Below are 14230 nucleotides of genomic sequence, written 5' to 3' on the forward strand. Positions count from 1 at the left end.
GAAAAAGGAGTCAATATCATGTTTTATCTGGTCAAGATTATCAATCCTTTTTACCATAATATTCTCCTACATTACAATTTACGTAACTCTTCCCTAACCTCATCCTTGCTTACCGCCTCATTAAAGAACGGCAATCCGTCAATACGATAGCGGTCATCATCAACCAGTGTTCTCGCCCCATCTCGTTCAGAAATTTGATACCCTTCGGTTTTCTTAAATTTTTATGTTTCTATTATAACATAGTTAACCTAAATTAATAGCAACACTTTTTGTATTTCCATCAAATTATCTTCTCAAATTAATTACTATATTTATTGCCCTCTCAATACATTTCTGCACTCCTCATCCCTCATCTGTGCTTTTTTTATCATTCCATGTTAAACTTATAAGTAAGATTTAAACCTGTATTCACAGTTCAGCACTTCCATCTAAGGCTAGTTTATCAGCTATTCATCGTTAGTTTTTTTGGAGTGAGAAAGAACTCAATTGGTCACCAAAAGAGTTCCACTCACTTCCAATACAGTAGCTTCGGCCTCTATGGTCACTTTCTAGTTTTAAGGTGACCAGCTGAAACAGTTCCCCAAACTGTTTCACTCCATCGGACTATTTTACTCCCACCCCCGCATAGCTCCAAAGGTTTGGGGAACCTTTGGAGGTTGGAGATATAGCGAACAAAGTTCGCAACACTCGTAGATGTCAGATTTGGAATATGAAACACGAACTGCGGAGATTTGTTGTACACACCTTTAACAGTCCACTGCGCTGAGATGTTGACACGAACCCTGAGAAGTGGGGCTGGGCTTGAGCCCATCCCCCAAAAAACTGCCTTGATTAGCGACAAACTATCTCTTTTCTAAAAGCACTTTACTTGTAAATACAGATTCTAGTTAGAAAGCACATTATTATGATCACCAAAGAATTCGATACAATAACAGCCATTTCAACTCCTCTCGGTGAGGGCGCTATCGGGATTGTCCGCCTGTCTGGGACGGACGCTTTTGCCATTGCCAGCAAGGTTTTCAAGGGCAAGGACTTGGCGACTGTACCCAGCCACAGCCTCAACTACGGCCACATTATTGACCCTGCGACAGGGCAAGTGCTGGACGAAGTCATGATTGGAGCCATGCGTTCTCCAAAAACCTTCACGCGCGAAGATGTCATTGAGATTAACACCCACGGGGGGATTGCCGTTACCAACGAAATCCTCCAACTCCTGATTCGCCAGGGTGCTCGAATGGCTGAGCCGGGCGAATTTACCAAGCGGGCCTTTCTCAACGGCCGTGTGGATTTGACCCAGGCCGAGGCCGTCATGGATGTCATCCGTGCCAAGACTGACAAGGCCATGCACAATGCCGTCCGCCAGCTTGACGGCTCCCTCTCCCAGCTCATCAACGACACGCGCCAGGAGATTCTCAACACGCTGGCACAGGTCGAGGTCAACATCGACTACCCCGAGTACGACGACATCGAGGAGGCGACGACAGAGCTGGTCCGTGAGAAAACCCTCCAGTTCCAAGCCCTGTTGGAAAATCTCCTCCGTACCGCCCGCCGTGGAAAAATCCTGCGAGAAGGCATCTCAACTGCCATTATCGGTCGTCCCAATGTGGGAAAATCCAGCCTACTCAATAATCTTCTCCGCGAGGAAAAAGCCATCGTTACAGACATCGCTGGAACAACACGCGACGTTATCGAAGAATACGTCAACATCAAAGGCGTCCCCCTCAAGCTGATTGATACAGCAGGTATCCGTGAAACAGACGACATCGTTGAAAAAATCGGTGTGGAGCGGTCTAAAAAAGCCCTTGAGGAGGCCGACCTCATCCTACTAGTCCTCAACGCATCTGAGCCTCTGACCGAGCAAGACCGTAACCTCCTAGCCATTTCCGATATGGCCAACCGTATCGTCCTACTCAACAAGACCGACCTGGAAGAGAAGATTGAAGCAGACCAGCTGCCTGAGGATGTCATTCGCATTTCTGTCTTGAAAAACCAAAACATCGACCAAATCGAAGAAAAAATCAACCAGCTCTTCTTTGAAAATGCTGGTCTGGTAGAGCAAGATGCCACCTACCTCTCCAATTCTCGCCACATTTCCCTCATTGAGCAAGCCGTCCAAAGCCTGCAAGCTGTCAATGACGGTCTTGAAATGGGCATGCCTGTTGACTTGTTACAGGTTGACCTGACCCGCTGTTGGCAAATTTTGGGAGAAATCACAGGTGACGCTGCTCCAGATGAACTCATTACCCAACTCTTTAGCCAATTCTGTCTTGGAAAATAAAATCAAAAGTCATGTAAGAAATCTTGCATGATTTTTATTATATTAACACAAAAATATTTGATTATCTTTACCATTTAGGATATACTAAACTATAGAGAGGAGGTCTTTCCATGAAAAAAATCATCATCTGTATTGCACTTCTATCCTGTCTTGTTTTTCCCTTTATCGGCTGGAAACTCTACGCCTACCAGCACAACAAAATAAGCTTAACTGAGAATGCTGATTTCTACTTGGTTTATCCCGGTAAGGTCGAAGCCTTTCAGCTAAATGGTCAAGAGCCAGAACTACTTCATACCCAAAAGATGAATTCTCAAGGCTATTTTGGCTCAGGTAAAAATTACATCCTCGAAGATCGCTATCTGGTCTTTGGCAATGACCATCAGAAATTTATCCATGATAATCTCATTTCCATTGACTTTCAGGATGGGACTGTTTTGCGTAAGCCTAGCAAACATAGTACCTCGATCAGTGGCACAGATGGGCAATCTTTCTATACAGCAGGAGCCTATCACCACTTGGTGCAATTCGATAAGCAATTTGAAGCCATTCAAACGCTTGTCCTCAATGATGACTTCATCCTACATGCCCCAGTCTATGTGGATGATACTTCTGTATATTTGACAGGGGTGGTTAGAGAATTGAACCAAGACGGGACAGAAGAAAATGTCTTGATTGTATTTGATAAGAAAGATTTTTCGAAACAAGAAATATTCAAGTACGACAATAGCATTGCAACAGGCGATGGACTGTTGGTCAATGGAACCATCTATCTCACTATTTTTGGCAAGAGAGCTCCAGAATACGAAGATGGGCAAGTTCCTAATGAACTCCTGACCTTTGACACAAAAACAAAAACATTTTCGTCCGTAGTTTTAGAGCACCCTTCACCAAGCACCCTCCATGCTCTCAAAGACAAAAACCTTCTTCTCATCGAGCATCAAAATGGCATGTTTAGCCCGCTTTCCTTTACTATTTACAATACCCAAACTGGCGAGCAATCCTACCATACTTTGAAGGACTTAAATCCCCGTCCCCACTACATCGACCATATCCGTCAAATTGATGACAAGCGCTTACTGATTATTTTGGCAAATCAACTCCTTATCTATGATATGGAGGCTAAAAACATTATCAACCAAACCACTCTGTCAGAAGACTACGTTTCTGGTGTTTGGATCAATCCATAAAATAAAGAACTCGGCTCAGGGAGCCGAGTTCTTTATTCTTCATCTTGTAAATCCACACTTGGCGCGGTTGTCGCCGCATCAGTACTAGCTTGGAACAGGTCGACTTTTTCATAGCCAAATAGGTTGGCGTAGATGGACGTCGGGAACCGTTTGATTTTTTTATTATAGGCAGTTGCTACCGCATTATAATCCTTGCGGGCAACTAAAATCCGATTTTCAGTCCCCTCTAGCTCGGTAATGAGGTCAGATACCTGTTGGTTGGCTGTTAATTGCGGATAATTTTCCGTCACCATCAGCAAGCGAGACACAGCCGAATCCAGCTGGCTTTGGGCTTGATTGTAGTCACTGGTCCCTACTTGGCTGGAACCGATTTTCGCACGTGCATCCGCAATGGCTGTGAAAATCTCTTCCTCATGCTCCATGGCGCCTTTGACAGCTGCGACTACATTGGGTATTAAGTCATAGCGACGTTGCAACTGTGTGTCTACATTGGCTTGCGCATTTTCAACCTCAGCATAACTGTCAACTAAGCCATTGTATTGCCCAACTGCGCCCATTCCTAAAAATAGCAGAGCGAAAACTGGGATTAGTATGGCTAACCATTTCTTTTTCATAAACATTTTCCTTTCTTACCAACCAGATGAGGCTCCGCCACCGCCACCACCGCCGCCAGACCAACCACCTCCACCATAGGATGATGAAGATGATGAAGAATGGGAAGAATGATTGTTGTGGTAATGATGGTGGTCATCTACCAACATCCAAAGCAGATTACCTGGACCACCGCCTCGACCACGGCTAGCCTTATCAATAATTCCAAAAATTATGAAGATTAGTATTAGAATTAAAAACAATACAAAACTATCACTTTCCGCACTGGTCCTTTCTTCCATGGCTGCCAGTTGTTCCTGACCCAGACTAGTCCCGTAGAAGCGATCTCCGATGGATTGGACAATGTAGGTCACTCCGCCATTATAGTCTTCCTGACGGAAAAATTCTCTAGCATTATCTAGAATGTCCTTGGCTTCCACATCTGTCAACACCGTGGCAGCATTGTCGGAGGTCTCTATCCGAAACTCCCTGTCGTCTATGGCAATCACCAAGAGGATACCATTGTCTGTCCCAGCAAAGCCAACCTGCCATGCACGAAAGGTTTCGTTTGCCAGACTTTCAATATCCCTTGAAAGACTTTCAGTCACATAGACCCCAACCTGCAGTTGTTGCTCGCTAGCTGCCCAAGTCTGATTGAGCTGGTCAATGCTGGCGATGGTTTCACTGGAAAGAAGATTGGTTTCATCAACCACCGTCGTAGCAATAGGACGGTCTGGAATTCCCTCAGCTTGTGCCAGGCTAGGCAGACCTAGACTGAACAATAAAAGCAAGAAACCTAATAAATAGAACAGATACTTTTTCATACGGCACCTCCTCTGAAGGTAGAAACAACATCTTTATATTATTGTATCATTTTTACCTTGTTTTTCAAGTATTTGCATAAGTATATTTTGTAATTGAGGGATAATTTCAGCTTGAAACCAGGGATTCTTTGCCTGCCAGATATTATTCCTTGGGGAGGGATGAGGCAACGGAAAATAGGTGGGAAGGTAATCATCTGCATGTTTCACTCTCTCCGTCAGGTTCCTTTGGGATTTTTCCAAATAATATTCTTGAGCATAATTGCCTACCAATATGGTCAGTTCAAGCTCTGGCAGTTGGTCCAGAATAAGCGGGTGCCATTTGGGAGCGAAATCCTTGCGAGGCGGCAAATCCCCAGACTTCCCTTTTCCTGGATAATAGAAATCCATAGGAAGAATAGCAAAATGACCCGATTCATAAAATGTCTGACGATCCACGCCCAACCATTTACGAAGGTTGTCACCACTGGCGTCGTCAAATAAACGCCCTTTTTCCTGGGTTTTCAAGCCAGGCGCCTGTCCAATAATGAGAATTTTTGCGGTCGAAGGGGCTTGGAAAAGGGGGTCTATTCCCTTGTTCGTAAAGTCTCGGTTAGCAACATCCTCAATGATGGCTTGACGAATATCAGCAAGTTCCACGATGTCCTACTTTCTTGACCATGGTCACATCTTCTTCTAAGGTTCGGAAACCATATTTTTGGTAGAAAAAATAGGCTGGAAGGTTGCGTTCGGTTTGCAGGAGAATATGCACAATCTTTCTCTCGACCAGCTGCTCCTCAATTCTTTTTAGAAAGTCCTTACCAATTCCTCGTCCTTGGTAATCACGGGAAATGCAGAACTCTTCAATTCGGTATTCGGTCCCCTCATACCAATAGCGAATGTAACCAAGTGACAGCCCTATCAATTTTTCCTGGTCAAACAAGCCAAAACAGAGTGCTCTTGGGTGTCCCAGTAAATCGCCTATGTAGCAATCTAATTGCTCCCCATCTGACCAATCATCATTCCAAGGTTCTTGGCTGAAAACAGATAAAAATAATTCTTTAACCATTCCCATGTCTGAAAAACAAAGTTCTTTCAGTTCCATATTTCCTCCTAAAAAGGGAGTGGGAAAGAACTCGACTAGTAAAAAAAGAGTTCGTCAACAAGTCTTTATTTCTAGTTGTTGAGCTGAAACAGTCTATTCCCAGACTGTTTCACTCCCACCCCCGCACAGCTCAAACTGTCTGGGAGACAGTTTGAGGTTGGAGATGAAGCGAACTTTGTTCGCAACAGTCGTAATGGTCAGATTTGAAGTGTAAAACACGAACAAATCTGCCAATCAACCACTGCGCTGAGATGTTGACACGAACTCTGAAAAGTGGTGCTAGGCTTTTTGCCCAGCCTCTCATGTATTACTTAATGAGTTCATAGATAGCTTCTGCGTAAATGGCAGCGGCGCGGTAGAGTTGCTCAACTTCGATAAATTCGTTGGCTTGGTGCATGGTGTTGACATCTCCTGGGAACATGGATCCGTAGGCAACGCCACGTTTGAGCAAGCGTCCAAATGTTCCGCCACCGATCACTTGTTCGTGGCCTTTCAAGCCTGTGTGTTTTTCGTAAACAGACAAGAGGGTTGCGACCATTGGGTCATCGATTGGGCAGTAATGTGGGGTATGGCCATGCTCAGACAGGCTAACAGCTTCCACGCCCAGTTTTTCCAAACCAGCCTTGATGGTTTCAGGGTTGGTATTTTTTGGATAACGGAAGTTGAGGGCAATGGTGTTATCAGATGAGGTTTCATCAAACTTAAAGACACCAGCGTTCATAGAAAGAGCTCCCATTTGCTCGTCGTAGATAGCTACGCCGAGTTTTTGGGCATCGTGGTCTTCCAGAAGGACTTGTCCTGCCAAGTCAAGATAAGTTTTGGCTGCTCCGTCAAAGGCGAATTGGCTGAGGAATTTTGCCAAATAGGTTGCTCCGTTGACACCTTCTTCTGGGGTTGAACCGTGGGCTGATTTTCCGATGACGGTCACTTGTACCAGTCCGTTTTCAAGGGTTTCCGCGTCAGCTTTTAGGTCATAGGCTGCTGTGAAATCTGCCAACTTGCGGTCCAGATCTGCAAGGTCTCCAGAAATAATAGCTGTCGCAGACTCAGGCACCATGTTCTCACGCAAACCGCCTGTGAAGGAATGCAGTTTAGCAGCTCCGCTATTTTCCCCCGCAAAATGCAAGTAAGCTGTGATATTGCCCTTTTCGCCGTTGATAATCGGGAACTCAGCATCTGGAGAGAATCCGAAATCTGGCAGGGGAAGCCCGACATGCTCGAAATAGTAATCCATGTCCGCCCAGCCTGACTCTTCGTCGGTACCGACGATGAAGCGGACTTTTTTAGAAGTCGGAAGGCCCAATTCCTTGATGATTTTCAAGCCGTAGTAACAAGCCATGGTTGGTCCCTTGTCATCAGAAGATCCGCGGGCAAAGAGCTTGCCGTCAATGATTTGCGGATCGTATGGGTCAGTGTTCCAACCGCTTCCTGCTGGCACCACGTCCAAGTGACCAAAGATACCGAGGACTTCGTCGCCCTCGCCAAATTCAAAGTGACCTGCGTAGTTATCGACATTTTTAGTCGGATAGCCGTCACGCTGAGCGATTTCTAGAAACTTGTCCAAGGCACGTACTGGACCAGGTCCAAATGGATGCTGGGCATCTGCCTGGCTGTCGTCACGCTCAGAATTGATGCGGAGGAGGTCAAAGAGATCCGCTAGAAACTCATCTTTGCGTTTGTCAAACTCTGCTCTAAAATCTACTGTCATATGTTCTCCTTTTCAGTATCGTCATTTGGTTTATCTTTTATTACTTCGTTAACTCACCTTGCCTAACTCCAGTTATGCCTGCGGCTCGTTGCCTAGTTCTAAAAGTAAACCAAAAGACTATATCAAAGTAAGTCTATTTTATCACAAAATGAAAGAGATTTCAGAAGTAAAGCGAAGAAAAAAAGTTGGTCACCCAACTTCTTTCTATTTTTTCCAGGCAGAGCGTTCTGCTACAACTGTAAACAAGACATCGGTCGATGAATTGAGGGCTGTTTCACAAGAATCTTGAATCACTCCGACTACAAATCCTACTCCAACAACCTGCATGGCGATTTCATTTGGAATACCAAATAGGCTACATGCTACTGGAATGAGGAGAAGCGAGCCTCCCGCTACACCTGATGCACCTGCAGCTGAGAGAGATGCGACAACAGATAAAAGAAGGGCCGAACTGAAATCAACTGTGATACCAAGTGTATGTACCGCAGCCATAGTTAAAATATTAATTGTAATAGCTGCGCCAGCCATATTAATTGTGGCACCGAGCGGAATGGATACTGAGTATGTATCTGGATCCACTCCTAAACGTTTGCAGAGCTGCATATTGACAGGAATATTAGCTGCTGAACTTCTTGTGAAAAAGGCAGTTACACCGCTAACTCGAAGACATTCAAATACCAGCGGGTAAGGATTTTTCTTCATAACAAGAAAGGCAATCAATGGATTGACCACCAGAGCGACAAAAGCCATGCAACCAACTAATACTAGTAATAGAGCTCCGTAATTCTTAAGAGCTGCCAATCCATTATTTGCAATTGTATCAAAAACTAATCCTAAGATACCGAAAGGTGCTAGTCCAATAATCCAACTGACGACTTTAGAAGTCACTTCTGCTGTTGATTGCAATAAATCCTTGGTGTGTTGACTAGCGTTCCGAAAGGCCAAGCCAAACACTGCCGCCCATGTCAAAACACCAATATAATTAGCTGTTGCAAGAGCATTGATCGGATTGTCGACTATTTTCAATAACAAATCTTGGAATACTTCAGCAATACCTTGTGGAGGGGTAATGTCCGTAGTCGTTGTAGTAGAAAGAACTAGTTTAATAGGGAATAAATAGCTTGCTCCTACAGCAATGAAGGCTGCCGCAAAAGTACCAATTAAGTATAGGAAGAGAATAGTCCGAATATTATTTTTCTGACCTTCTGGTGCCTGGGAAAGAGCGTGGGCAACTAGTGTCAACACCAACAGTGGTGCAATGGCTTTTAAAGCGCCAACAAAGAGACTTCCCAAGAGAGAAATCATCGTGAACTGAGGAACACTCAATCCCAAGACTAATCCTAATACGACCCCAATACTGATTTTCCGTATTAAACTCATCTTTTTCCAGATAGAAATTATATTTTTCAAACAATTACCTCCAAACAAACATTTTTCCATATTAGCAGAAAAACGAAGCTTGGTCAATAGAATAAAAAATGAGTATGGGCTAAGAGTTTTTTCAACATACAGTCATTATTCCCTCAAAAAACTATTTCATATATTAAAGCACTTCACTTGTGAATACCGTTCTAAGATATAAAAACTACATGTGGTCACTCCACATGTAGTTAAAAAGGTATTCTTATTCAAACTCCAACTGGGCCCTGTCTGTAAAATAGGTCTGGTAGGCTGCGTAGGATGCGATTACTGAAGCCAGACTGGTCGCAGACAGCAACATGAACATGACCATAATCTGATAGCGAATGGCATGGACCGGATCTACTCCTGCAAAAATCAGACCAGACATCATTCCAGGTAGGCTGACTAGACCGACTGTCTTGGCTGAATCAATGGTGGGTTGCATACCTGTTTTGATAGCCTCTCGTAAGATATCCTGTGAAGCTAATTTAACAGTTGCTCCCAGACTTAGTTTTTCCAAAACTTGTTGGCGGTTATCTGTGAAAGACTTGTACATAGCCCGATAGGACAGGCCGATGGCCGTCATGGCATTACTTGCCAACATCCCCGAAATGGGAATGACTTGCGAAGGAATAAGCTGAATTGCCCCTGATAAAATCAGGATTGTCAGAGTCAGACCAGTCGAAGCAAGCAGGGCTAGAAAGGGATGAAGCAGGGATTTCTTACTATTGGGATTGCGTTTGTTGGCTTGGACACTGGCATTGTAAAGAATAATCAAAACCATTGCCAAACTGAGAAAGACATTGGAGGCTTGGAAGATAAACTTGAGAATGTAGCCGACAAAAATCAGCTGAAGGACAGTTCTGACAACGGCCATGAAAATATCCTTGGTCAAGCCCAGTTTTTCCTTTTGACTGATGCCCATAGCAACCAGAACCAGCCCGAATACAAGGGCTAGAGATAGATTATCTACTGAAACGTTCATACTTGGACCCGACCTCCTTCTATTCTCAGAATCTTTTGGGCTGCATCAATCTCTGACTGGTCATGAGTGACTTCAATCAGGGTATTTCCAGCAGCTTGGTAGTCTACCAAGAGCTTGTTGACAATGGCCTTGGTTTCAGCGTCCAAGCCTGCAGAGATTTCGTCCAGGAGTAATACATTTGGCTCGAAGAGTAGATTACGGATGAGGGCAACTCGCTGCTTTTCTCCGCCTGATAGTTCTGTGATTTTCTTGCTTAAAAATTCTGGAGCTAGATGGACAGACTCCAGAGCCTTGAGGGCTTTGGTCTGGTCAAATGCCAGCTGGCGAATGGCATAGGGAAACTGGAGATTGTCTTGGACGGTCTGGCCAAAGAGAACTGGCTGTTGAAAACAATAGGAAACTTCTCTCCTGTAAGTCGGCATATCCAGCTCTGCTATGTCCCGCCCCTGAAAGAAAATTGTCCCACTGGTCGCGGATGTCAATCCTGCCAAGAGTTTTAAGATAGAGCTTTTGCCACTGCCCGAAGGTCCAACCAGGGTTAGTCGCTCGCCTTCTGCAACGGTAAAACTAATGTCCGTTAAAATCGACTTATCATTATCTGATAAGCCGACAGATTGAAGTTGAAAAATGTTCATCTTAATGACCGTGCTCTTCTGCTTCTTCAGCAGCGATAGCAATGGCTTGGGTTTCATGAACTGTCCCATGAGCGTGGTGGGCTGGTCCATAAATAGAGTAGATTTTTAGGTCTTCTTGGCCGATGTTGATGACATTGTGGTAGACACCGTTTGGAATCAAAATGGCGTCTTCTGGTCCAACTTCCGTATCAAGCGTAATCTTGTCAGCTGATTCGCCCATGATAACACGGCCGTGGCCTTGCTCAATGCGGAGGAACTGATCGTTTTCATTGTGGACCTCTGCACCGATGTCGCCACCGACCGGGATAGACATGAGGGTAACTTGCAAGAGTTCTCCAGTCCAAAGGGCCGTGCGGTAGTTAGTATTTTCGAGCGTTGCTGTTTCAATATTGGTTACAAATGGAGCTTTTCCGTAGTCTTTTGTTGTCATAATTGTTTACCTCTAAATTATAATCATTCCAAACTTTCTTTAGAACAATTCTAATTATACTCCTTTTGAAGTACTTGTCAAGCTTATTTAGAAACATTATAATTTTCAGACAATACTTAGGAAACGAGTGCAGAAAAAGCCACCTTTCGGCAGCATGTTTCTTAAGTCAATTCATTAAAATCCCATACATCGTCCACCCAGCCTTCATAGAAATCAGGCTCGTGGCAGACCATGAGAATTGAGCCCTTATAAGCTTGAAGGGCACGTTTGAGTTCATCCTTGGCATCCACATCCAAGTGGTTGGTCGGCTCGTCCAGAACTAAGACATTGTTTTCACGGTTCATAAGCAAACAGAAACGAACTTTGGCCTGCTCACCACCTGAAAGGACTTGGATTTGGCTTTCGATATGCTTGGAAGTCAGACCACAACGAGCCAAGGCAGCCCGCACTTCTGCCTGGTTAAGGGCTGGAAAGGCATCCCAAACGGCTTCCAGCGGGGTCTGACGATTGCCACCAGCTACTTCTTGCTCAAAATAGCCTAGTTCCAAATACTCCCCGCGCTCCACAGAACCGCCCAGCGGTGGAATAATCCCCAGCAAACTTTTAAGAAGAGTAGATTTACCGATACCGTTGGCACCGACAATGGCAATCTTCTGGTTGCGTTCAAAGGTCAGATTGAGCGGTTTACGTGTCAAGACACGGTCATAACCAATTTCCAAATCAGTCGTTTGGAAGATAAAACGACTTGGTGTCCGAGCCATTTTGAAATCAAATGATGGCTTTGGTTTCTCTGCTTGAAGCTCAATAATCTCCATCTTGTCCAATTTCTTCTGACGAGACATGGCCATGTTTCGAGTCGCAACACGGGCCTTGTTACGGTTAACGAAGTCCTGCAAGTCTGCGATTTCCTTCTGCTGGCGCTCATAAGCTGCCTCCAACTGAGCCCGCTTCATGGCATGGACTTCTTGGAATTGATAATAATCACCTGTGTAACGGGTCAAGAGTTGATTTTCCACATGGTAGACAATATTAATCACATCATTCAAGAAAGGAATGTCGTGCGAAATCAAGACAAAGGCATTTTCATAGTTCTGCAAGTAGCGTTTGAGCCAGTCGATGTGTTCAGCATCCAAGTAGTTGGTCGGCTCATCCAGAAGCAAGATGTCAGGCTTTTCCAAGAGCAATTTTGCCAAAAGAACTTTAGTCCGTTGTCCCCCTGATAACTCCGTAACATCCTTGTCCATGCCATAGTCCATGACACCAAGCGCACGCGCTACTTCGTCAATCTTGGCATCAAGCGTATAGAAATCACGGCTTTCCAGACGGTCTTGCAGCTCACCAACCTCTTCCATGAGGGCATCCATATCGGCACCCTCTTCTGCCATAGACATGTAAATGTCATTGATACGAGCTTCTGTCTTGAAGAGTTCATCGAATGCTGTCCGCAAGACATCACGGACTGATTGACCCTTTTCTAGTTTAGCATGCTGGTCCAAATAACCTGCCGTTACATAACGTGACCATTCAACCTTACCTTCATCTGGCTGCAATTGACCTGTCACGATAGACATGAAGGTCGATTTCCCTTCTCCATTGGCACCGACAAGACCAATATGCTCCCCTTTTAAAAGACGGAAGGAGACATTCTCAAAAATCGCGCGGTCACCAAACCCATGACTTAAATTTTTTACTTCTAAAATACTCATAATTTCCTCACAAAAGAGGCTGGAAATCCTTCCAGTCTCTGTCTTTTTCTTAATCCAAACCAATTTCCGCACGTACCACATCTGCGATGGTATCGACATAGTAATCGACTTCAGCATCCGTTGGCGCTTCTGCCATGACACGCAAGAGGGGCTCGGTACCACTTGGGCGAACCAAGATACGACCATTGCCAGCCATTTCTGCTTCCATTTTTTCAATGATAGCGGCAATAGCAGGCACTTCCATAGCCTTGTCCTTCATGCTGTTTTCCACACGGATATTGACCAATTTTTGTGGGTAAATGGTCACTTCTGCTGCCAATTCTGACAACTTCTTACCAGTTTCTTTCATGATTTTGGTCAATTGCACAGCAGTCAACTGGCCGTCGCCTGTGGTGTTATAATCCATCAGAATCACATGTCCTGACTGCTCACCACCAATATTGTAGCCACCTTTACGCATTTCCTCCACCACATAACGGTCACCAACTGCGGTCACTGCTTTTTCAATACCTTCACGATCCAAAGCCTTATGGAAACCAAGGTTGGACATAACTGTGGTCACAATGGTATTTTTAGCAAGTAACCCCTTGTCTGCTAAGTACTTGCCGACGATATACATGATGCGGTCGCCATCTACCAAATCACCATTTTCATCGACGGCAATCAAGCGGTCACTGTCACCATCAAAGGCAAGTCCAATTTGACTACCTGTTTCCTTGACCAGTTCTTGCAATTTTTCAGGATGAGTTGAACCAACACCCTCATTGATATTCAAACCGTCTGGATGTTCAGCCATAACGGTCAAATCAGCACCTAAATCCGCAAAAATTTGACGAGCAGAGGTTGAGGCAGCGCCATTGGCAGTATCCAAGGCAACTTTCATACCTTCTAGCTGAATACCTGTTGAAACAAGGAAGGATTCGTATTTACGCAGACCTTCTGGATAATCGACCACATCTCCTAGACCTTTAGCAGATGGGCGAGGAAGTGTATCTTCTTCAGCATCCAAGAGAGCTTCAATCTCTGCTTCCAATGCATCATCCAATTTGAAACCATCACCAGCAAAGAATTTGATACCGTTATCTTGCGCTGGGTTATGACTTGCAGAAATCATGACACCTGCACTTGCTTTTTCAGTTTTGACTAGGTGGGCAACACCCGGTGTCGCCAAAACTCCCAATTTATACACATGAATCCCTACTGATAGAAGTCCTGCAATCAAGGCAGCCTCTAACATTTGACCTGAGATACGTGTGTCACGCGCCACAAAGACACGAGGAACATCCGTCTCATGCTGGCTAAGGACATAACCACCAAAACGACCCAATTTGAATGCTAATTCTGGCGTTAATTCTACGTTTGCTTCTCCACGGACACCATCTGTCCCAAAATATTTACCCATTG

At 44.7% G+C, this 14230-nt stretch carries 13 protein-coding genes; 2 read left to right on the top strand and 11 right to left on the bottom strand.

Features of this window, described 5'->3' with window-relative positions:
• Nucleotides 1-904: 904 nt before the first annotated feature.
• Nucleotides 905-2278, top strand: a complete 1374-nt coding sequence (mnmE, locus tag PHA78_RS08145) for a tRNA uridine-5-carboxymethylaminomethyl(34) synthesis GTPase MnmE (protein ID WP_272157957.1) — start codon at nucleotides 905-907, stop codon at nucleotides 2276-2278.
• Between the two features lie 110 nt (nucleotides 2279-2388).
• Nucleotides 2389-3465 carry a hypothetical protein gene (locus tag PHA78_RS08150; protein WP_099780145.1) on the top strand — a complete coding sequence of 359 codons (1077 nt, stop codon included), beginning with the start codon at nucleotides 2389-2391 and terminating at the stop codon, nucleotides 3463-3465.
• A 32-nt stretch (nucleotides 3466-3497) separates the two neighbouring features.
• Here PHA78_RS08150 and PHA78_RS08155 read toward each other — a convergent pair whose 3' ends face one another.
• From PHA78_RS08155 to glmM, 11 genes are all read right to left on the bottom strand, one after another.
• Nucleotides 3498-4079 carry a LemA family protein gene (locus PHA78_RS08155; RefSeq protein WP_099780144.1) on the bottom strand — a complete coding sequence of 194 codons (582 nt, stop codon included), beginning with the start codon at nucleotides 4077-4079 and terminating at the stop codon, nucleotides 3498-3500.
• 15 nt (nucleotides 4080-4094) lie between these two features.
• A complete protein-coding gene (locus PHA78_RS08160; protein WP_099780143.1) occupies nucleotides 4095-4880 on the bottom strand; it encodes a TPM domain-containing protein in 786 nt (261 codons plus the stop codon).
• A gap of 33 nt (nucleotides 4881-4913) precedes the next feature.
• Nucleotides 4914-5516, bottom strand: a complete 603-nt coding sequence (locus PHA78_RS08165; RefSeq protein ID WP_099780142.1) for a uracil-DNA glycosylase family protein — start codon at nucleotides 5514-5516, stop codon at nucleotides 4914-4916.
• A complete protein-coding gene (locus PHA78_RS08170) occupies nucleotides 5503-5961 on the bottom strand; it encodes a GNAT family N-acetyltransferase (RefSeq protein WP_099780141.1) in 459 nt (152 codons plus the stop codon). Before PHA78_RS08170 ends, PHA78_RS08165 begins: the two co-directional genes overlap by 14 nt.
• A gap of 307 nt (nucleotides 5962-6268) precedes the next feature.
• Nucleotides 6269-7669: a dipeptidase PepV gene (pepV, locus tag PHA78_RS08175; RefSeq protein ID WP_024378779.1), complete on the bottom strand. Its 1401-nt coding sequence runs from the start codon at nucleotides 7667-7669 to the stop codon at nucleotides 6269-6271.
• 204 nt (nucleotides 7670-7873) lie between these two features.
• Nucleotides 7874-9079: a serine/threonine transporter SstT gene (gene sstT / locus PHA78_RS08180; protein ID WP_024378778.1), complete on the bottom strand. Its 1206-nt coding sequence runs from the start codon at nucleotides 9077-9079 to the stop codon at nucleotides 7874-7876.
• 214 nt (nucleotides 9080-9293) lie between these two features.
• On the bottom strand, nucleotides 9294-10055 hold the full coding sequence (locus PHA78_RS08185; RefSeq protein ID WP_024378777.1) for an ABC transporter permease: 762 nt from the start codon (nucleotides 10053-10055) through the stop codon (nucleotides 9294-9296).
• Nucleotides 10052-10690, bottom strand: a complete 639-nt coding sequence (locus PHA78_RS08190) for an ABC transporter ATP-binding protein (protein ID WP_024378776.1) — start codon at nucleotides 10688-10690, stop codon at nucleotides 10052-10054. Before PHA78_RS08190 ends, PHA78_RS08185 begins: the two co-directional genes overlap by 4 nt.
• Before the next feature lies 1 nt (nucleotide 10691).
• Nucleotides 10692-11120, bottom strand: a complete 429-nt coding sequence (locus PHA78_RS08195; RefSeq protein ID WP_024378775.1) for a cupin domain-containing protein — start codon at nucleotides 11118-11120, stop codon at nucleotides 10692-10694.
• A 161-nt stretch (nucleotides 11121-11281) separates the two neighbouring features.
• Nucleotides 11282-12826, bottom strand: a complete 1545-nt coding sequence (locus tag PHA78_RS08200) for an ABC-F family ATP-binding cassette domain-containing protein (RefSeq protein ID WP_009910410.1) — start codon at nucleotides 12824-12826, stop codon at nucleotides 11282-11284.
• A 49-nt stretch (nucleotides 12827-12875) separates the two neighbouring features.
• The gene (glmM, locus tag PHA78_RS08205; RefSeq protein WP_272157959.1) at nucleotides 12876-14228 is read right to left on the bottom strand and encodes a phosphoglucosamine mutase; all 1353 of its coding nucleotides are present in this window, start codon (nucleotides 14226-14228) and stop codon (nucleotides 12876-12878) included.
• Between the last annotated feature and the right edge of the window lie 2 nt (nucleotides 14229-14230).

It is taken from the genome of Streptococcus sp. HN38 (genome assembly GCF_028335765.1).
GTDB lineage: Bacteria > Bacillota > Bacilli > Lactobacillales > Streptococcaceae > Streptococcus > Streptococcus suis_P.

Coding starts and splice junctions, on each gene's coding strand:
- pepV (WP_024378779.1), bottom strand. CDS start 7,669: ATGACAGTAGATTTTAGAGCAGAGTTTGACAAACGCAAAGATGAGTTT.
- PHA78_RS08185 (WP_024378777.1), bottom strand. CDS start 10,055: ATGAACGTTTCAGTAGATAATCTATCTCTAGCCCTTGTATTCGGGCTG.
- PHA78_RS08195 (WP_024378775.1), bottom strand. CDS start 11,120: ATGACAACAAAAGACTACGGAAAAGCTCCATTTGTAACCAATATTGAA.
- PHA78_RS08155 (WP_099780144.1), bottom strand. CDS start 4,079: ATGAAAAAGAAATGGTTAGCCATACTAATCCCAGTTTTCGCTCTGCTA.
- PHA78_RS08200 (WP_009910410.1), bottom strand. CDS start 12,826: ATGAGTATTTTAGAAGTAAAAAATTTAAGTCATGGGTTTGGTGACCGC.
- glmM (WP_272157959.1), bottom strand. CDS start 14,228: ATGGGTAAATATTTTGGGACAGATGGTGTCCGTGGAGAAGCAAACGTA.
- PHA78_RS08170 (WP_099780141.1), bottom strand. CDS start 5,961: ATGGAACTGAAAGAACTTTGTTTTTCAGACATGGGAATGGTTAAAGAA.
- PHA78_RS08150 (WP_099780145.1), top strand. CDS start 2,389: ATGAAAAAAATCATCATCTGTATTGCACTTCTATCCTGTCTTGTTTTT.
- PHA78_RS08160 (WP_099780143.1), bottom strand. CDS start 4,880: ATGAAAAAGTATCTGTTCTATTTATTAGGTTTCTTGCTTTTATTGTTC.
- PHA78_RS08190 (WP_024378776.1), bottom strand. CDS start 10,690: ATGAACATTTTTCAACTTCAATCTGTCGGCTTATCAGATAATGATAAG.
- mnmE (WP_272157957.1), top strand. CDS start 905: ATGATCACCAAAGAATTCGATACAATAACAGCCATTTCAACTCCTCTC.